This window comes from Antrihabitans spumae (assembly GCF_043944905.1).
Classification (GTDB): Bacteria; Actinomycetota; Actinomycetes; order Mycobacteriales; family Mycobacteriaceae; genus Antrihabitans; species Antrihabitans spumae.
Window position 1 is genome coordinate 22,172 of the sequence record NZ_JBIMSN010000003.1, and the last position, 18,599, is coordinate 40,770.

Annotated in this window: 22 protein-coding genes; 20 read left to right on the forward strand and 2 right to left on the reverse strand. The window is 64.5% G+C overall.

Features of this window, described 5'->3' with window-relative positions; genetic code table 11:
* The first annotated feature begins 31 nt into the window (after positions 1 to 31).
* A complete protein-coding gene (locus ACHIRB_RS00745; protein WP_395117247.1) occupies positions 32 to 997 on the forward strand; it encodes a sugar phosphate isomerase/epimerase family protein in 966 nt (321 codons plus the stop codon).
* Here ACHIRB_RS00745 and ACHIRB_RS00750 read toward each other — a convergent pair.
* Complete coding sequence (locus ACHIRB_RS00750; RefSeq protein WP_199704487.1) at positions 956 to 1,372, reverse strand: hypothetical protein; 417 nt, start codon at positions 1,370 to 1,372, stop codon at positions 956 to 958. The genes ACHIRB_RS00745 and ACHIRB_RS00750 overlap by 42 nt on opposite strands.
* A gap of 95 nt (positions 1,373 to 1,467) precedes the next feature.
* On the opposite strand from ACHIRB_RS00750, the gene ACHIRB_RS00755 reads away from it, so the two are divergent.
* The 7 genes from ACHIRB_RS00755 to ACHIRB_RS00785 all read left to right on the forward strand — a co-directional run bounded on the left by ACHIRB_RS00755 (position 1,468) and on the right by ACHIRB_RS00785 (position 6,971).
* Positions 1,468 to 2,115, forward strand: coding sequence for a MerR family transcriptional regulator (locus tag ACHIRB_RS00755; protein WP_395117219.1), 648 nt, complete (start codon positions 1,468 to 1,470; stop codon positions 2,113 to 2,115).
* Between the two features lie 38 nt (positions 2,116 to 2,153).
* Positions 2,154 to 2,990 carry a thioesterase family protein gene (locus tag ACHIRB_RS00760; protein WP_395117249.1) on the forward strand — a complete coding sequence of 279 codons (837 nt, stop codon included), beginning with the start codon at positions 2,154 to 2,156 and terminating at the stop codon, positions 2,988 to 2,990.
* 82 nt (positions 2,991 to 3,072) lie between these two features.
* Entirely contained in the window at positions 3,073 to 3,888 is an 816-nt protein-coding gene (gene proC / locus ACHIRB_RS00765; protein ID WP_395123222.1) for a pyrroline-5-carboxylate reductase, read from the forward strand.
* A 126-nt stretch (positions 3,889 to 4,014) separates the two neighbouring features.
* Positions 4,015 to 4,257 (forward strand): helix-turn-helix domain-containing protein, encoded by a 243-nt coding sequence (locus ACHIRB_RS00770; protein ID WP_199704490.1) that lies wholly within the window; start codon positions 4,015 to 4,017, stop codon positions 4,255 to 4,257.
* A gap of 228 nt (positions 4,258 to 4,485) precedes the next feature.
* Positions 4,486 to 4,587: a 30S ribosomal protein bS22 gene (locus ACHIRB_RS00775; protein WP_003402602.1), complete on the forward strand. Its 102-nt coding sequence runs from the start codon at positions 4,486 to 4,488 to the stop codon at positions 4,585 to 4,587.
* A gap of 279 nt (positions 4,588 to 4,866) precedes the next feature.
* Positions 4,867 to 5,958 (forward strand): NAD-dependent epimerase/dehydratase family protein, encoded by a 1,092-nt coding sequence (locus ACHIRB_RS00780; RefSeq protein WP_307829621.1) that lies wholly within the window; start codon positions 4,867 to 4,869, stop codon positions 5,956 to 5,958.
* Complete coding sequence (locus tag ACHIRB_RS00785; protein ID WP_395123223.1) at positions 5,955 to 6,971, forward strand: lysophospholipid acyltransferase family protein; 1,017 nt, start codon at positions 5,955 to 5,957, stop codon at positions 6,969 to 6,971. Before ACHIRB_RS00780 ends, ACHIRB_RS00785 begins: the two co-directional genes overlap by 4 nt.
* Before the next feature lie 11 nt (positions 6,972 to 6,982).
* On the opposite strand, the gene ACHIRB_RS00790 is transcribed toward ACHIRB_RS00785, so the two are convergent.
* On the reverse strand, positions 6,983 to 7,975 hold the full coding sequence (locus ACHIRB_RS00790) for an HAD family hydrolase (RefSeq protein WP_199704492.1): 993 nt from the start codon (positions 7,973 to 7,975) through the stop codon (positions 6,983 to 6,985).
* 80 nt (positions 7,976 to 8,055) lie between these two features.
* Here ACHIRB_RS00790 and ACHIRB_RS00795 point away from each other — a divergent pair, with 80 nt between their 5' ends.
* The 12 genes from ACHIRB_RS00795 (at position 8,056) to ACHIRB_RS00850 (ending at position 18,570) form a co-directional block, all read left to right on the forward strand.
* A complete protein-coding gene (locus ACHIRB_RS00795) occupies positions 8,056 to 8,316 on the forward strand; it encodes a glutaredoxin family protein (RefSeq protein WP_199704493.1) in 261 nt (86 codons plus the stop codon).
* A 169-nt stretch (positions 8,317 to 8,485) separates the two neighbouring features.
* Positions 8,486 to 9,364, forward strand: a complete 879-nt coding sequence (locus ACHIRB_RS00800; RefSeq protein WP_395123224.1) for a redox-sensing transcriptional repressor Rex — start codon at positions 8,486 to 8,488, stop codon at positions 9,362 to 9,364.
* A complete protein-coding gene (locus ACHIRB_RS00805) occupies positions 9,361 to 10,782 on the forward strand; it encodes a glutamyl-tRNA reductase (protein WP_199704495.1) in 1,422 nt (473 codons plus the stop codon). The genes ACHIRB_RS00800 and ACHIRB_RS00805 overlap by 4 nt, the downstream gene beginning before the upstream one ends.
* Positions 10,779 to 11,765: a hydroxymethylbilane synthase gene (hemC, locus tag ACHIRB_RS00810; RefSeq protein WP_199704496.1), complete on the forward strand. Its 987-nt coding sequence runs from the start codon at positions 10,779 to 10,781 to the stop codon at positions 11,763 to 11,765. The genes ACHIRB_RS00805 and hemC overlap by 4 nt, the downstream gene beginning before the upstream one ends.
* Positions 11,766 to 11,870: 105 nt before the next feature.
* Positions 11,871 to 13,433 (forward strand): bifunctional uroporphyrinogen-III C-methyltransferase/uroporphyrinogen-III synthase, encoded by a 1,563-nt coding sequence (locus ACHIRB_RS00815; RefSeq protein WP_199704497.1) that lies wholly within the window; start codon positions 11,871 to 11,873, stop codon positions 13,431 to 13,433.
* An 85-nt stretch (positions 13,434 to 13,518) separates the two neighbouring features.
* Positions 13,519 to 14,508, forward strand: a complete 990-nt coding sequence (gene hemB / locus ACHIRB_RS00820; RefSeq protein WP_395123290.1) for a porphobilinogen synthase — start codon at positions 13,519 to 13,521, stop codon at positions 14,506 to 14,508.
* Positions 14,505 to 15,029 (forward strand): hypothetical protein, encoded by a 525-nt coding sequence (locus ACHIRB_RS00825; protein ID WP_395117235.1) that lies wholly within the window; start codon positions 14,505 to 14,507, stop codon positions 15,027 to 15,029. Before hemB ends, ACHIRB_RS00825 begins: the two co-directional genes overlap by 4 nt.
* A 394-nt stretch (positions 15,030 to 15,423) precedes the next feature.
* Positions 15,424 to 15,891: a hypothetical protein gene (locus ACHIRB_RS00830; RefSeq protein WP_395117237.1), complete on the forward strand. Its 468-nt coding sequence runs from the start codon at positions 15,424 to 15,426 to the stop codon at positions 15,889 to 15,891.
* Positions 15,881 to 16,129: a hypothetical protein gene (locus ACHIRB_RS00835; protein ID WP_395117238.1), complete on the forward strand. Its 249-nt coding sequence runs from the start codon at positions 15,881 to 15,883 to the stop codon at positions 16,127 to 16,129. The genes ACHIRB_RS00830 and ACHIRB_RS00835 overlap by 11 nt, the downstream gene beginning before the upstream one ends.
* A gap of 46 nt (positions 16,130 to 16,175) precedes the next feature.
* Positions 16,176 to 16,457 carry a metal-sensitive transcriptional regulator gene (locus tag ACHIRB_RS00840; RefSeq protein ID WP_199704501.1) on the forward strand — a complete coding sequence of 94 codons (282 nt, stop codon included), beginning with the start codon at positions 16,176 to 16,178 and terminating at the stop codon, positions 16,455 to 16,457.
* A gap of 129 nt (positions 16,458 to 16,586) precedes the next feature.
* Entirely contained in the window at positions 16,587 to 17,726 is a 1,140-nt protein-coding gene (locus ACHIRB_RS00845; RefSeq protein WP_395112957.1) for a PQQ-dependent sugar dehydrogenase, read from the forward strand.
* Positions 17,727 to 17,730: 4 nt separating this feature from the next.
* Positions 17,731 to 18,570 carry a cyclase family protein gene (locus ACHIRB_RS00850; RefSeq protein ID WP_395123225.1) on the forward strand — a complete coding sequence of 280 codons (840 nt, stop codon included), beginning with the start codon at positions 17,731 to 17,733 and terminating at the stop codon, positions 18,568 to 18,570.
* Positions 18,571 to 18,599: the final 29 nt, after the last annotated feature.

Consider the following 18,599-nt stretch of genomic DNA (forward strand, 5'->3'; position numbering starts at 1 on the left):
CAGGGGACGGCGTCGCGAGATTCTCGTCGGGATGTCGACGGCATCGGTCTATCCGCAGAACACCGAAGCTGCGTTCCGCTACGCCGCGGAGCTCGGTTACGACGGTGTCGAGCTTATGGTCTGGGCGGAATCGGTCAGCCAGAATCTCGACGCGGTCAAGGCGCTTGTCCGCAAGTACGGTGTGCCCGTCCAGGCGGTCCACGCACCGTGCCTGCTGATCTCGCAGCGGGTGTGGGGTGCGGATCCCGTCGCGAAGTTGGAGCGATCGGTTCGGATGGCGGAGTCGCTCGGCGCAGGCAATGTCGTCGTGCATCCGCCGTTCCGGTGGCAGCGTAAATACGCGGAAGGCTTTCGCGACCAGGTCGCCGAGTTGGAGTCGTCCAGTCACGTCATCGTCGCCGTCGAGAACATGTTCCCGATGCGAGCGGACAGCTTCTTCGGCAGGCGAGACGCTGCGGTCGAACGTTTGAAGCGTCGAGGTGGTCCTGGGCTCGGCCTTTCGGCGTTCAGCCCGTCGTACGATCCGACCGATTCCGACCACGATCACTACACGCTCGACCTGTCGCACACGGCTACGGCGGGTATGGATGCGATGGCTCTCGCAGCGCGGATGGGGCCGCGCCTGACCCACCTGCATCTAGCCGACGGTCGCGGCGCGGCCTACGACGAGCACCTCATCCCCGGCCAGGGCACACAGCCGTGTGTCGAGGTCTGCGAGTACCTCGTCAAACGTGGCTTCGACGGGCAAGCTGTTGTGGAGATCAACACGCAGAACGCCAAGACGACAACCGAACGCGCGTCGATGCTGCATCAGGCGCTGATGTTCGCTCGAGTGCACCTGAACAGGCGGACGATTCCCGAGCAGCCTGCGTCAAGCGGGTCGGATTCGGAACCGCCGAGCTCGGAACCGCCGGCCTCCGAAACGACGCAGCAGGTCGAATCGCAGCAGGTCGAGTCACAGCGCGCTGACTCCGGCGACGACGACGGCAACTCCTGAGATAATCAGGCCCACCGTCAAGAGGGCCGCGCCGATCCAGATCGCGGCGACCATCCGGCCGGGTTTCTGTGGATCGTGTCCGAGGACGGAGAGAAAGAATCCGATCGGAACGAAGATGGCCGCGGTGAGTACGGCGATGGTGCCTGCGGCGCCCCAGACGTTGTCAGCGCCTGCGGCATGGGTGAGCACGCCGATGGTGAGGCCGAGCGTCACGAGCACCCCCGCGTGGGCGTGACCGGCCCGGAAGAAGGTCTTTTGCAGCTCGTTCGCACCGTGCGCGCCGGTCACGACGCGCAGCATGAACGTGCCCCCGAATGCGATGCCGACGACGGTCAGCACAGTGACGCCCAGCACGATTGATAACAGAGGTTGCATGATTTCTCCCCGGGGCGAGTAGTGTTCGACAGCAGTGGATACCTCGACTATCCAATAGTGGATAGTCGAGGTATCCAATGTCAAGGAGGACTTTCGTGCGGGTATCGGAACTGGTGGCAGCCAGTGGGGTGCCGCTCGCGACCGTCAAGTACTACCTGCGCGAAGGCCTGCTGATGCCGGGGGAGTCGACAAGTGCGACGCGGGCCGACTACACCGATCTGCACCTGCGCCGACTGACGCTGATCAAGGCACTCGCCGGCATCGGTCTACCACTGCCCAAGATTCGCGTCATCGTCGAGCTGATCGACGAACCACGGGAATCGCTGTTCGACACACTCGGCCATGCCCTCGCGGCGTTGCCGCCCTACCTCGAGCCCGTGCGAGAGGGCTATCCGCGAGCGAAAGCAGCACTCGACCGCCTCGGTCAGATCTACGATCCCGACTACCCGGCCGTCGCGCAGTTGGAACACGCGCTCGCCGCCGCGGAAGACGTCGGCATCCCGATGAGCGACGAGCGGCTGCGCAGTTACGGCGAACACGTGCTTGCGATAGCGCGGATCGATCTCGCATCGATGCCGGCTCGATCTCCAGAATCCACTGTCGAGTACGCCGTCCTCGGGACTGCCATCTACGAACCCGTGCTCGCAGCACTTCGCAGACTCGCTCATCAACATCTGATGGCGACGATGCTTCTCGATCCCGATGCCGACCCCGATGCCGACGAAAGGGCACACGACCGATGACCACCGAAGAACGAAGCGCAACGACACCCGTGGACGCGATCTCGTCGGCACCGTTCCGCGAACTGTGCACGCTGACCGATGTCGACACCGATCGCTACGGCGGCACGATCGATCCCATCTGGACGATCGGCAAGAAAGTGCACGGTGGCGCAATGCTCGCCGTGTGCGCTGCAGCAGCCAGGCGGAAGCTGCGGTCGGGGACGGGTCCGTCCGCGCAATTGCAGCCGGTCTCGGTCAGTGTCGACTATCTCGGTGCGCCGGACCCCGGTGCCGTCGATCTGTCGGTCGAGGTCCGCAAGCTCGGTCGGCAGATCTGTCTCGTCGACGTGAACCTCATGCAGGGTGACCGCGTCGCCGTTCGTGCCGCCGTGACGCTCGGCACGCTCGACGTCGATCCGCCGGTGCACCAACTCGACGCTCTGACATCCATGCCGGCCGAGCCGCCGGAGGACGCGCATCGGTACGACGGCAGCAGCCCGCTCGGCAAGGTCGTGAACATAGCCAAGGGTTGCGAACTTCGTCTCGATCCGACCTCTGCGGCGTTTATGACGGGTGGTCAGGGTGAGCCGATGCTGCGCCTGTGGGCGCGACCGTTCGCCGAGGACGAGAACGATCCCGATATCGCGCCGCTGTTCGCGATGATGGCCGGTGACATCAGTCCGCCGGTCGTCTTCAACCGCGGCATGTTCGGTTGGGCGCCGACGATTCAGCTGACGACCTATCTGCAACGCAGGCCTGCGCCGGGCTGGTTGCGTGTCATGTCGAGCAGCAGGTCTATCGGCACGCGCTTCTTCGACGAGGATCACCTGATCCTCGATTCGACCGGTGCCGTCGTCGTTCAGAGCAGGCAACTTGCGTTGATCCCGCAGCGGTAGGCGGCTTCGCCGCTCGTGCGTCCTTTCGGTGGGCGGGACCACCGAAAGTGCTCACGAGGCCGAAGGCCCTATTGTTTCCGCCATGACGAGAATTGCAGTTATCGGTGGCGGCCGGATCGGTGAGGCACTGGTCGCCGGGCTCCTCGAGGCAGGCCGTGCGACCAAGGACCTTGTTGTCGCCGAACAGATGCCTGCCAGGGCGAAGGAACTCGCACAGGAGTTCGGCGTGCGCGTGACGACCGTCGCCGACGCCGCCGAAGGTGCCGACGTGATCGTGGTTGCGGTCAAGCCGGGCGACGTCGACGCCGTGATGAGCGCACTGTCCGAGGTCGAGCTCGATGCCGAGCGCGAGCAGCTACTCGTCTCGCTCGTCGCCGGTATTCCGACGAGCCGCTACGAACCCAAGCTGCCCGCAGGTTTCCCGGTGATCCGGGTGATGCCGAATACCCCGATGCTCGTCGGTGAAGGCATGAGCGTCCTGGCGCCGGGTCGCTACGTCAAGGATGCCCACCTGGACTTGGTGCGTGACGTCCTGCAATCGGTCGGCAAGGTCGTGACCGTCGCCGAAAACCAGATGGATGCGGTCACTGCTGTATCGGGATCGGGGCCGGCATACTTTTTCCTCGTCGTCGAGGCCATGGTGGACGCTGCGGTAGGCCTCGGATTGGCCCGGAAGACGGCGACGGAGATCGTCGTTCAGACCATGATCGGCTCTGCGGCGATGCTCGACCGCTCGAACGAAGACGCCCACGAGCTGCGAGCAGCAGTAACTTCTCCGGCCGGAACGACCTCCGCAGCGCTTCGAGTTCTCGAGCAAAACGGCCTCCGATCTGCATTCATAGAGGCTTTGCACGCTGCGAAGGACCGTTCGGCGCAACAGGGTGTCACAAACGAATAAAGGTTCATTTGCCCACACCCGTCGCATTAACCCCACTGGTCCCGCTAAGCTCCACACAGCACGTGCGTGTCTGTTCCGCCGGTGGGGAAGCCGGCGGCGCGAGTCGTGCCGGAGGTATGTGGGTCTATGGCGTCTGTAAACAAGCCGCCGCAGGGTTCAGGATCGTCTTCGGACGGTCAAGGCACCCTCGGTGGAACGCAGTTCCTCACGGTCGCCGAAGTGGCGAGTCTGATGAGGGTGTCCAAGATGACGGTGTACCGACTCGTACACGGAGGTGAACTACCTGCCGTGCGCGTCGGGCGTTCGTTCCGGGTGCACTCGAAGGCGGTGCACGACTACTTGGAGACCTCGTACTTCGACGCCGGCTGACGGGTCGAAGGTCAACATCACTGGCGCGGTGGCTCAGGGTGCGCGCAATGCGATCGGCGATATCCGAACGTGAGCGTTCGGGTGACCTCGGTTTCGTTGTGCGTGCCCGGCACGGGTACGATGGTGACCTGTCGTGCCAGCCGGTTTCTTGGGCGCTGTGCGGAAAATGAAGGCGTACGTATCCGGCGTGCGCAACCAGGCAAAAGAAGAACGCGAGGGCTACCCGCTATGGGTTCTGTGATCAAGAAGCGTCGCAAGCGCATGTCGAAGAAGAAGCATCGCAAGTTGCTTCGTCGCACGCGAGTGCAGCGTAGGAAACTCGGCAAGTAGCCGAACACAGCGTGGATGCCCGTCCCTTTCGAGGGGGCGGGCATCTCCTGTTTCGGATCTGATTCTGGTCGCTCGACCACTTGTCGGCCGTCTCATGATGTGGGATTCGTAACATTAATTAACTGTAAGAAGCTGCTGCAAACCTGTCGGGCGGCAGACGTAGTCGTTAGGCTCGACCACGTTGGTCGAAGCTGATCAGGCAGTTCGATCGTTTCGAGACCACATCGGGGCAGATGTGTCAGGACCGGATCGGGTCCACCTCAGCGCGAGGAGTCGCAAGTGAGTCAGAACGAACGCGGTGTGCACACACCGAGCGTCGTGCTGGTCACGGGCGCGAGCAGATTCCTCTCCGGCTATCTGGTTGCCAGACTCGCGCAGAATCCTGCGATCGACAGGGTCATCGCAGTCGACGTCAAGACGCCGAGCAAAGACATGCTTCGCCGGATGGGCAGGGCCGAGTTCATCCGCGCCGACATCCGCAATCCGCTTATCGGCAAAGTGATTTCGGGCAACAACGTCGATACGGTCGTCCATGCGGCGACGATTTCGCGCCCGCCCAAGTCGGGTAGTCGGACCGCGATGAAGGACCTCAACGTCCTCGGCGCCATGCAGTTGTTCGCCGTGTGCCAGAAGGCGCCGAGTGTGCGCAAAGTTGTGGTTCGGTCGTCGTCGGCCGTCTACGGCGCCAGCGCGAGGGACCCGATCAAGTTCACCGAGCAGATGAGCGCGCGGACCCCACCGAAGGGCGCATTCGCGCGCGACACGATCGAGGTCGAGGCATTCGCGCGCGGCCTCGGGCGTCGTCGCCCGGATATTGCGATCTCCACCCTGCGCCTCTCACCACTCGTCGGGCCACGGCTCAACGGCGCGATGTCGCGATACTTCGCGCCCCCGATAGTTCCGACCATCATCGGACGCGATGCTCGGCTGCAACTCCTCCACGAAGAGGACGCGCTCTCGGCGTTGGAGCACGCGACCGTCGGCGGACGCGCGGGCACGTACAACATCGCAGGTGACGGCGTGATCATGATGTCGCAGGCGGTCCGGCGCGCGGGCAGGATCGAAGTGCCGATGCCGTTCTTCCTGTTCCGCACCGCAGGCAAGGGCCTGATGGGCACGGTCATGCGCGAGTTCACCCAGGAGCAACTCGACTACTACCACTTCGGCTGCGGTCTCGAAACATCGAGAATGCGCACCGAACTCGGCTTCGAGCCACGGTGGACGACACTGCAGGCATTCGATGATTTTGTGAAGGGCGCAGCGCTGCGGCCGGTCATCAACCCCGAATGGATCAATTCGGCAGAAACCAGATTGCTCGAGCTCGTCGGAGCCCAAGCCGGATCGCCGAATACGAAGGGCATTGCGAGATGAACGAAGTAGCGAAGGTCATCCCTCTGCACACGGACGCGGCGGCAAAGCCGAGTCGCTCGGTGAGTCGGCGTCGTCACGCGATCGACACCGAGCAATTCGGCGCAGTCACGTCGATCACCGAGCGCATCGAGGAGTCGAACCCGCCGCAATCGCTCGCCGAAGGTATTCGTCGCCGGGTCTCGAAGCAGATCTCCGGGACCGCCGACTTCCTTCGCCGTCGCGTCGTCGGTGACTACCACGTCGACGAGTTCGGCTTCGATAGCCACTGGGCCGAGTCGATCTTCCTTCCTGCGTTGCGGCCGATCTACGACAACTGGTTTCGCGTCGAGGTCAGCGGCATCGAAAACCTGCCGTTGCACGGCGCCGCACTGATCGTCGCCAACCACGCTGGTGTCGTTCCGATCGACGGGCTGATGACGTCGGTCGCGGTGCACGATCACCACCCACTCAATCGGCCGCTGCGCATGCTTGCAGCCGACCTGCTCTTCGAGACGCCCGTTGTCGGCTCGATCGCTCGCAAGGCCGGTCATACGCTCGCCTGCAACCCCGATGCCGAGCGGCTGCTGCGCAACGGCGAACTCGTCGCTGTGTTCCCCGAAGGCTTCAAGGGCATCGGCAAGCCCTACAACGAGCGCTACAAGCTGCAGCGGTTCGGCCGCGGTGGCTTCGTGTCGGCGGCAATGCGGACCGGAGCGCCGATCATTCCGTGCTCGATCGTCGGATCCGAGGAGATCTACCCGAAGATCGGTGACCTCGCGCCGATCGCGCGGCTGCTCGGACTGCCGTACTTCCCGGTCACTCCGCTGTTCCCGCATCTGGGTCCGCTCGGCCTGATTCCACTGCCGTCGAAGTGGTACATCGAGTTCGGCGAGCCGATCTACACCGACTCCTACACACCGGCCGACGCCGACGACCCGATGGTCACGTTCGAGGTCACCGACCACGTCCGCGAAACGATTCAGCAGACGCTGTATCGGCTACTTGCCAAGCGGCGCAACGTCTTTCTGGGATAACGCCAGGCTGCTCAGCCGAGCAGTTCGCGGCGTCGCGTAATCGCAGCCGCCAGGGCGCCGCCTGCCGCGCCGAGCACGAGTGCGGTCGGAACGCCCACCTTCGCCGCTTTGCGCGCGGTCCGGAAATCCCGGATCTCCCAGCCGCGGTTCTTGGCAAGCTCCCGCAGATCCGAATCGGGATTGATCGCGACCGCTGTGCCGACGAGCGAGAGCATCGGTACATCGTTGTGGCTGTCGGAGTACGCGGTACACCGCTTCAGATTGAGACCTTCACGGATGGCAAGGGTGCGTACCGCGTGCGCCTTGCCCATGCCGTGCAGGATGTCGCCGACGAGACGACCTGTGAACAGACCGTTCTCGCTCTCCGCCACGGTCCCGAGAGCACCGGTCAGCCCGAGTCGCTTGGCGATCACCTGGGCGAGTTCGAGCGGCGTCGCCGTGACCAGCCAGACCTGCTGCCCGGCGTCGAGGTGCATCTGCGCGAGTGCGCGCGTGCCCGGCCAGATCTTCTCGAAGATGATCTCGTCGTAGATTTCCTCGCCGAGTCGGGCGAGTTCGGCTGTCGATCGGCCTGCGATGAAGGACAGTGCCTTCTCGCGGCCGCTTGCAACGTCGTTGCTGCTTTCCTTGCCTGTCACGCGGAACTTCATCTGCTTCCACGCGAAGTCGACCAGGTCGGAGGTATTGAGGTACTTCCTTGCGGCAAGGCCACGTGCGAAGTGCACGATCGACGCGCCCTGGACCATCGTGTTGTCCACGTCGAAGAATGCGGCAGCGGTTAGGTCGCGGGGGATCGCAGGCTGCTCTGTGTCGGGCTCGAGAGCTGAATTCGCTTCGGCTTCGTGCAGCGCGAATGCGGCCTCCGCGCTCGCTTCGCCTGCAAGATTTGCGCGGACTTCGGCTTCCGTCGGTCCCAACGGATTTCGTGGACGACGACGGCTCGTGCCAGCGCTCAGCCGGCCGACGACCGGCCCTGATCCGTCCGGACCTGATTGGCCAGGCACTCATACCTCCCGTGTCGGCGTTCGAACCTGCCCAACAACATTAGCCCGGCTGGTTCTTCTCCGATGGCAGAGTAAACGCCATGACACCGCCCACACATTCCGTTGTACTGCTGACCCGCGCCGGCTGCGGACTCTGTGAGCGGGCACGGGGGCAGCTCGTCTCGATCTGCGGTGAGGTCGGAATCGAACTCGAGTCCGTCGATGTCGACGCAATTGCCGCGACGTCACCCGAATTGCGCGCCGAGTACGGCGATCGTCTGCCTGTCGTGCTGCTCGACGGTCGGGAGCACAGCTATTGGGAGGTCGACGAGGCGCGGTTGCGAGCAGACTTGCAGCGCTGAGGATTTGCGCCGAAACGTAGCGGTTCGGCGCCGTCGCTGTCGCGGGGGTGATCGGTGGGGAGGATCGCCGACTTTGGGAATGGCTTCACAAGCAGTTACCGTGGTGTGAAACATTCCCCGGAACAGCGTGAACCCCGGCAGCTGAAACCGCCGGACGAGGAGCCAAAACGTGACCGAGCAGCACCCGGCGCCAGGTGTGCGCGGCGTTTCCGCTGCTCCCCGAAGCGATGGTTTGCACTCGACGAAGAGTCTGCATGCGGCCAAGGACATTCCGCAAGCAACGGTCTCGCGTCTGGCTACCTATCTTCGGGTGTTGAGCGTCATGGTCGACGAGGGAACGCTCATCGTATCCAGCGAGGAGTTGGCTGCGGCGGCGGGTGTCGGTTCGGCGAAGCTGCGTAAGGATCTGTCGTTCCTCGGTCCGAACGGGGTCCGTGGCGTCGGCTACGACGTCTCGCGGTTGCGCGATCGGATCGAAACCGCGCTGGGCCTCGACCAAGGCCATCGGGTCGTACTGGTCGGTGTCGGCAACCTCGGTAGAGCACTCGCCGGGTACGGCGGTTTCGGCCGCAGGGGATTTGCCATGGTCGGCCTGTTCGACACCGCGCCAGGCGTCGTCGGCACCGTTGTCAGCGAACTCGAAGTGCGTGACGCAGGTGCTCTGCTCGCGGCGTGCATCGAGTTGCAGCCGACCATCGCCGTCATCGCGGTTCCCGACGAGGCTGCACAGAACGTGTGCGATCGCCTGGTCGAGGCCGGTCTGCGCTGCATCCTCAGCTTCACACCGGTCGAGCTCGAAGCACCGGATCACGTCGAGGTCCGCCGGGTCGATCTTGCGGTCGAAATGCAGATGTTGTCTTTCCGCAGTGCACGCAACGCCGAGATCGTCGATGCCGAAGCTGCAACCGCCAACCAGTCTCGTGTTCCGTCGACCCGACTCGGACGCAGCCGAGGTCCGCGCAGTGCCGCGACCGCGGCGAGCGCACCGGCGCAGGGCACCGTCGCGAACACGACTACCAACAGCAAGGGATCGGTGGTTCGGCAATGAGCGTTCTGCTAGTCGGGATTTCGCATCGGAGCGCCCCCGTCGCAGTCCTCGAGCGTGTCGCCATATCGGAGACCGATCGACCGAAGCTGACAGACAAGATGCTGGCGTCGAGCCACATTTCCGAGGCGATGATCGTGTCGACCTGTAATCGCGTCGAGGTGTACGCGGTGGTGGATGCGTTCCACGGCGCTCTTGCCGAGGTCGGCGAGTTGCTTGCCAAGCACGCGGGGATGCCGATGGCAGACCTCACCAAGCATGCCTACGTTCGCTACAGCGAGGCCGCTGCAGAACACCTCTTCGCGGTTGCCAGCGGACTCGATTCGATGGTGATCGGCGAGCAGCAGGTGCTCGGCCAAATTCGCTCGGCGTATGCGTCCTCGGATGCGCAGCAGGCGGCAGGCAGGGTGCTGCACGAGCTCGCTCAGCACGCGCTGCGTGTCGGCAAGCGTGTGCACTCCGAAACCGGAATCGATTCGGCGGGCGCGTCGGTCGTGTCCGTTGCGCTCGATCGAGCAGCCGCGCTGATCGCGGGCGCCGGCGCAACCAGCGGCACCGGACTGGTCGGGCGAACGGGCGTTGTCGTCGGAGCCGGTTCGATGGGTGGGCTGTCGGTCGCACAGCTGACCCGTGCCGGCATCGGCAAGATCATCGTCGTCAACCGCACCCGTGAGCGCGCCGAACGGTTGGCGGAGACCGCCCGCTCGAACGGCGTCGAAGCCGAAGCCGTCGCTCTCGACGAGCTCACGTCGGCAATGTCTCAGGCCGACGTCCTCATCACCTGTACAGGCGCGGTCGGAACTGTCGTCACTCTCGCCGCGGCGCATCTCGCGCTTTCCGACCGGCGCAGCGACAGCCCGCTCGTCATCTGCGACCTCGGTCTGCCGCGCGACGTCGAGCATGCCGTCTCCGGACTTCCCGGGGTGAGCGTCATCGACATGGAGACGCTGCAACGCGATCCCGCAGCGGGTGCAGCAGCAGCCGACGAAGATGCCGCACGCGACATCGTCGCGGGTGAGCTCGCGTCCTATCTGACCGGCCAACGACTCGCCGAAGTCACTCCCACCGTCACAGCACTGCGTCAGCGCGCTGCCGAAGTGGTCGAAGCCGAACTGATGCGTCTGGAATCCCGGTTGCCGAGTCTCGACGATCCGCAGCGTGACGAGGTTGCTCGTACCGTTCGACGCGTCGTCGACAAACTGCTGCACGCGCCGACCGTCCGGGTGAAGCAACTCGCCTCGACGCCAGGCGGAGACACCTATGCCGAAGCGCTGCGCGAGCTTTTCGAATTGAAGCCCGGAGCTGCCCAGGCCGTCGCGACTCCGATGGAGATCGGCGCCGTCGAGTTGGCCGACGATTTCACGATCGGACACGAGATCGCCGACGTCATCCGCGCGCAGGAGCGGGGGGCGAGGCCATGACAGCCACCACCGCATCGGCCGACGAGACGTCCGTCGACACCCAGACGGTCTGGAAGATCGGCACCCGCGGCAGCCTCCTTGCGACTACGCAGGCGGGAACCGTTCGCGACGCGTTGATCGGCGCAGGTCACCGTGCCGAGCTTGTCATCGTGCGGACCGCAGGCGACGAGTCGTCGGAGCCGGTCGCCAAGATCGGTGTCGGGGTCTTCACCACTGCGCTTCGCGATCAGCTCGCTGCGGGCGCTGTCGACATCGCCGTGCATTCGTACAAGGACCTGCCGACCGCACCCGACGCCAGGTTCACCATCGCAGCCATCCCGGTGCGTGAGGATCCGCGTGACGCGCTCGTCGCCCGCGACAATCTGGTGCTCGGCGAATTGCCCGCCGGTTCTCGGATCGGTACGTCGGCACCACGTCGCATCGCTCAGCTGCATGCGCTCGGCCTCGGGCTCGACATCGTGCCGCTGCGCGGAAATCTCGATACCCGGCTGTCGAAGGTCAGCAGCGGTGAACTCGACGCTGTTGTCGTCGCACGCGCAGGTCTTTCGCGGATCGGCCGTCTCGACGCGGTGACCGAAGCACTCGAACCCGTGCAGATGCTGCCCGCGCCTGCCCAGGGTGCGCTCGCGGTCGAGTGCAGGGCAACCGATACCGAACTTGCCACCGCGCTGTCGGCGCTCGACGACGCACCGACGCGCGCGGCCATCGTTGCCGAACGTGCAGTGCTCGCCGAGCTCGAAGCAGGCTGCACAGCACCGGTCGGCGCACTGGCCGAGGTCGTCGAATCGATCGACGAAGACGGCCGAATTTTCGACGAACTTTCCCTGCGCGCCTGCGCGGTCGCGATCGACGGTTCGGACGGCGTCCGCGCCTCCATCGTCGGATCGCCGGACCGCGCTCACGAGCTCGGTCGCGACCTTGCTCGCGAGTTGTTGGAGCTCGGCGCGCGTGAACTCATGAGAGGGGGTGGAGGCGATGGGTGAGCCGGTACCTCGACCTCCTCGATTGCGGTCGGTGCCGCCAGCCACAGCCACCGACCAAACGATGAACCTGATTGCTCGAGAAACAAAAGCACTGGAGAACAACCCATGAGCCGAGCCCGCAAGAACACTCCCGGACGGATCCTGTTCGTCGGATCCGGCCCGGGCGATCCGGCCCTGCTCACTGTGCGTGCACGCGATGTGCTCGTCGGCGCCGAGCTGGCCTTCACCGATCCCGATGTCGATCGCGGCGTCGTCGCTTTGATCGGCTCTGCCGTCGAATGCGATGCCGAGACCGGCGAGCCGGTAGCCGAGGTGCGACCAGCGCTCGGTGACCCTGCAGAGGTCGCCAAGATGCTGATCACGGAGGCCCGCAACGGACACGATGTCGTCCGCGTCGTCGCAGGCGATCCGATGACGACCGACTCGGTCATCTCCGAGGTCGGAGCCGTCGCCCGCACGCAGGTGCATTTCGAGGTACTGCCCGGCCTGCCCGGCGGTTCGGCTGTTCCGAGCTACGCCGGTATGGCGCTCGGTTCGACGCACACCGAGGCCGACGTTCGTGGCGAGGTCGATTGGACTTCGCTCGCGGCCGCACCCGGACCCCTCGTTCTGCATGCCACGTCGGGTCATCTCGCCGAGACGGCAAGTGCCCTCGTCGAGCACGGTCTTGCGCCGCAGACCCCCGTTGCCATCACCGTGCGCGGCACGACACGTCAGCAGCGGACCGTGGATGCGACGCTCGCGACGCTGAACGACGCCGGTGCCGAACTGCTCGGACCGCTGGTCGTGACGGTCGGCAAGGTAGTCGGTCAGCGCAACAAGATGTCGTGGTGGGAATCGCGCGCACTCTACGGCTGGACGATCCTCGTGCCTCGCACGAAGGATCAGGCAGGCGAGATGAGTGAGCGGCTGGTCACGCACGGTGCCATCCCCATCGAGGTGCCGACGATCGCCGTCGAGCCGCCGCGTAGTCCCGCGCAGATGGAACGCGCAGTCAAGGGTCTCGTCGACGGCCGCTATCAGTGGGTCGTGTTCACCTCGACGAATGCCGTGCGCGCGGTGTGGGAGAAGTTCGCCGAATTCGGTCTCGACGCTCGGGCGTTCTCCGGCGTGAAGATCGCCTGCGTCGGTGAGGCGACTGCCGACAAGGTGCGGTCGTTCGGTATCAAGCCGGAACTCGTGCCGACCGGTGAGCAGTCGAGCCAGGGCCTGCTCGACGAATTCGCGCCCTACGACGACGTTTTCGACCCGGTCAACCGAGTCCTGTTGCCGCGTGCGGACATTGCGACGGAGACCCTCGCAGAGGGTCTGCGTGAGCGCGGCTGGGAAATCGACGACGTCACCGCATATCGCACGGTTCGGGCGGCACCGCCCCCAGCCGAGACCCGCGAGATGATCAAGACCGGCGGATTCGATGCCGTGCTGTTCACCTCGTCTTCGACGGTCCGCAATCTGGTCGGCATTGCCGGAAAGCCACATGCGCGGACACTGGTGGCGTGCATCGGACCGAAGACCGCGGAGACCGCGATCGAGTTCGGCCTGCGCGTCGATGTGCAGCCGGAGTTGGCCCAGGTCGGTCCGCTGGTGGAAGCTCTCGCCGAGCATGCGTCCCGGCTGCGTGCCGAGGGTGCGCTCCCGCCGCCGCGCAAGAAGAGCCGTAGGCGCTGACGCGCCCTGTGCGCGGTCAAGGAGGTCCACAAGCTTGTTGATAGACCCCTTGACCGCGCACAACCGAACGAAGTGAGGGTGACCCATCTTTCCGGCCGATCGTCCGCGCAGATTGCGTCGAACTCCCGCGTTACGTCGTCTCGTAGCTCAAACATCGCTGGAGCCAAGACATTTGGTGCTGCCGATGTTCGTAGCCGACGGCATCGAGGCGCCACGTGAGATTTCGTCGATGCCCGGCGTCGTGCAGCACAGTCTCGACTCGTTGCGTTCCGCGGCAGTCGATGCGATCGCCGCGGGCGTCGGCGGGTTGATGCTGTTCGGCGTACCGAGAGCCGAGGACAAGGACGCGACCGGGTCGGCTGCGTTCGATCCCGATGGCATTCTCAATCGCGGATTGCGAACGCTGCGAAGCGAATTGGGCGTCGACGCTGTTGTCATGGCAGATACCTGCCTCGACGAGTTCACCGATCACGGCCACTGCGGCGTCCTCGATGCGCACGGCGCGGTCGACAACGATGCGACGCTGTCGCGGTACGTCGATATGGCTCTCGCGCAGGCGGATTCGGGTGCGGACCTACTCGGTACGAGCGGCATGATGGACGGCCAGGTCGGTGCGATCAGAAGCGCACTCGATGCTGCCGGGCAGACCGATGCGGGCATCATCGCGTATGCCGCGAAATATGCGTCGGCCTTCTACGGACCCTTCAGGGAGGCTGTCGGATCGTCGCTGCAGGGCGATCGACGCACCTACCAGCAGGACAGTGCGAATCGACGTGAGGCGCAGCTGGAAACCGACCTCGACGTTGCCGAGGGCGCCGACATCGTCATGGTCAAGCCGGCGATGTCCTACCTCGACATCTTGCGCGAGGTCGCCGACCGATCGCCGGTTCCCGTTGCCGCGTACCAAATCTCCGGCGAATATTCGATGATCGTCGCCGCTGCGAACAACGGCTGGATCGATCGCGATGCTGCTGCGCTCGAATCGTTGGTCTGCATCAAACGGGCCGGCGCAGACGTGATTCTCACCTATTTCGCGGTCGACATCGCGCGCACGCTGTCGGGAACGTCGTCATGATCACGAACCCAGCAAAAGCTGAGCCGGCGCCGGTACCTGTCGACGTCGCAACGGCATACCAGTTGTGGTGGGGCGTCATCGGATTCGGCTTCGTCAATCTCCTCGGCTCGCTCGCGCTGATGTTCGGTGAGCGCTCGAGTCTCGCCGAACAATTGCTGAAAGACGTCACCGCCCGAGATCCGAACCTGAAACTGACCCAGGACAGTGTGGAGTTGCTGGTGTTCGCCGGCATGGCTCTCGTTGCGGTCATCGGCCTGGTGGTCGGAGCTGTCGCCCTTGTGATCGGGTACCAGATGCGTCGCGGTCGACAGTGGGCGCGGACGCTGCTGACCATGATCGGCGTGCTGCTTGTGATTCTCGCCGTGCCGAATCTGCTGGGTCTTGCTGCGCCCGACAGTGCTGCGATGCTGGTCATCGGTGGTGCGAGCATCGTGCAGGCCGTGTTGGCCGCAGGTGCCATCTACCTGATTCACCGCAAAGAATCGAACGCCTATTTCCTGCAACGCTTTACTCGAACCTGAGCTTGACGCCATCGGACGCGCCGTGAGTTTGCACGCGACACGCCCACCTGTACTGTGAGTGCTGTCACTGGGTTTGCGGTTGGCTCCTGTTGGTAATCCATTGTTTGGAATAGTGACACCGCACAGCCACCGAGTGGTCATTGACGTATGGCATTCGCGTGCGAGTCACGCGACTTATCGGGCGAGTTTGCGAAGGGTCTTTCAACAATGCGCGTAGTGATCGAGCAGGACCACAGTCTGAGGCGCGAGCTGGCCATCATCGGCGTCATCGTGGCGTTGTTCGGACTCGTTGCGGTTGTGCTGCTCACCGTTCCCGGCCTGCTCGGCTGAGGAGTACCGGCTCGCGGATCGTTCCGCCGCGCGAGCAATCGCGTATGTGCCGCAAGATGGTCCCGTGACTTCCTCGCCTGATTCTCCGATCAATCTGCCGCGTCCCTCGTCGGTCTCCGTCGCCTACTGGCTGTGGATGTTCGCCGCCGTGGTGCTCGTCTTCTCCGGACTTCTGATTGCCACCACGTCCGGTGACGTGCTCCGAACTCGCCTGGTCGATCTCGGTACGAATGCGGACAGTATCGACGGACTCATTCGGCTGATTCGCGGTATCGGCGTTGTGTCGTTGCTTGTAGGCGTCGTCGTCGGTTTTCTGTCCGGTGCTGTCAAGGCCGGCGACGCCAGATATCGACGTGCGCTGGTCACACTGTCCGGAATCTTCGCGGTGCTGCAGATCGCCACCGTCCTCCTCGGACTGAGCCCGACCTACCTCTTGCTGGTTCCCATCTTGCTGATCACTGCATCGGTCGTCGTCTATCGGCCGGCGGCAGCACCGTGGTTCTCGAACCCACGGGAGTCGGATGACGCGTAGGGCTGCGCTGATCGCGTGTGAGAGCGTCGTTGTCGTGCTCTGCGTGGTCGCGGTGTTTCTCTGCTGGGGACAGGGTGTGCGGACGTCCGATTTCGGTCCGGTTCTCGAGGGCGCCCCGCCGTACTCGGGCACCTACTATTCGGGCTCGTGGCTCACGTTGGCGGTTCTGCTCGTTCTGATTGCCGGGGTGCTTACCATCGACTGTGTGCGGCGCGTTCTCGGTCGCGAAGAGACCTAGCTTGCGAACGAGGCTCTTGAGTACCTAAGGGGGGTATGGTAGAGAAATGAACTCGTACTCTCCGGAGAAGGACGAGCTGCTCAAGCGGCTTCGGCGGATCGAGGGCCAGGTCGCGGGTATCTCGCGGATGGTCTCCGACGACCGCTACTGCATCGACGTGCTCACGCAGGTATCCGCTGTCACCAGTGCGCTGCAATCGGTTTCCCTCAAATTGCTCGATGCCCACCTCGCGGGTTGCGTCGTTGCAGCAGCGCGCGAAGGCGGACCCGAGGCCGATGCGAAGGTGAAGGAAGCCTCCGACGCGATCGCGCGTCTCGTTCGTTCGTAAAGGCGGCTGCGCCGCTCGTGAGTCCTTTTGGTGGGCGGGCCCTCCGAAAAGACTCACGACCCGCGTGGCCGCCTCGCCATTTGTCGGATAGGTTGATCGCGATCTGAACCGATGCCGAGGGGCGTGCTGATGCGGCGATCGATACTTGTTGTGGTGTGTGCTCAAGTATTCGCGCTCGTCGTCGCGCTGTGCCACACCTCCGTCGCGTCGGCACAGCCCGCGCCGCCCTTGCCCGCTCTGCTCATCACAACGGCGATCACCGGCCTGAAGAAGCCGTGGGATGTGGCCCAGGCGCCGGATGGGGCAGTCATCACCGGCGAGCGCGGTGGCAGGTTCGTGGTCAAGCGGCCCGACGGCAGCGTGGAGCAACTGGCCGCCGATCTCACCGATCTTTATGTCGAGGGCGAGACCGGGCTCATGGGATTGACCCTGGCACCCGACTTCAGCTCGACCCGAACTCTGCTCACCTGCCAAGGGCACCGCGACGCGGCGGGGACCGACATCCGTGTCGTCGCTTGGACGGTCGATGTCGGGTGGACGACCTTGACGAGGGGTGCGACCGTTCTCGCGGGGATTCCCGTGGGACCGGAAGGTCGCCACGACGGGTGCCGAGTGCTTGCGGCCGCCGACGGCACGCTGTACGTCGGAACCGGCGATGCAGCGAGCCCTTCGGTCCCGCAGGATCCGAATTCCTTCGGCGGCAAAGTTCTTCACATCAACGCCGACGGGTCTCCCGCAGCGGGAAACCCTGATCCGCGCAGCCCGGTGTTCACCCGAGGTCATCGCAACCCACAGGGGCTGGCAGTGCAACCGGGGACCAGGCGCATCTATGCGATCGAGCAGGGCACCGACCGCGACGACGAAGTGAACCTGCTGCAGTCCGGCGGCAACTACGGCTACAGCCCCGACCTGATTCCGTTTTTCTACAACGAAACCGTGCCGATGACCGATCCGATTCGGGTGCCCGGCGCGATTCCTGCGGTGTGGAGTTCGGGCGCACCGACGTTGGCCACGCCGGGTGGCACCTTCGTCGCCGGCTCGGGCTGGGGCGAATGGGAAGGGGCCCTTGCGATTCCGACACAGCAGGGCAAGAAGATGGTGTTCCTGAAGCTCGCTGAGGACGGTCGCAGCGTTGTGCACACCGCGGTGGCGTTGGAGAACCAGTTCGGTAGGCTGCGCTCCGCCACCGCTACTGCGGACGGGTCGCTGCTGATCACCACCGACAACGGCAAGGACGACCAGGTCCTGCTGCTCACCCCGAGGAGCTGACGCCGTGTGCTCTCCCGCGGTTATGGCGCACGTGCACAAGCAGGTGACTCGGCGGGCGGCTGCGATGAGCCGCCGCGCGCTGCTCGGAGCGGTCGGATCGGTTGCGGTCGGCGCAGTCTCGATGGCGGCACCTGCAGGCGCGAAAGAACTCGCGAGCGGCGAGGTCGTCGACCTGACACACATTCTCAGTACTGGGTTTCCGGTGTGGCCGGGTGACGAACCGTTCGCGATGAGCGCTGTCGGATCGATCGATCGCGGCGGTTTCTACATCAACAAACTGCAATTCTCCGAGCACATCGGCACGCATATCGACGCGCCTGCCCACAAGATCACCGGCGGTTTGACGACCGAACGCATCGCCGCCCAAGACCTCGTCGCACCGTTGGTCGTCGTGGATATCGCTGCGCGCGCCGCAGTCGACCCCGACGCTGTGCTGACCATCGCCGACCTCGAAGTGTGGGAGGCCGCGCACGGACGCATCCCGGATCGCGGCTTTGTCGCCATGTATTCGGGATGGGAAGCGCGGCTGAGCGATCCGCGCACCTTCGTGAACCAGGATGCACTCGGCATCCCACATGCACCTGGCTTCGCGCCCGAGGCCGCGACGTTCCTCGTCGAGCAACGCAACGTCGTAGGAATCGGGGTCGACACGCTCAGCATCGATCGTTCGAGCAGCACCGACTACGGCACACACGTAGCCGTACTCGGCGCAGGCAGATACGGCGTCGAAGCACTCGCAAATCTGGCCGCGGTACCCGCTGCTGGTGCGACCGTCGTGATCGGTGCCCCCAAACACGCTGGCGGGTCAGGGGGTCCGTGCCGGGCTCTCGCCCTGCTGACGTAGGCCGCAAGCGGCTCGTGAGTCCTTTTGGT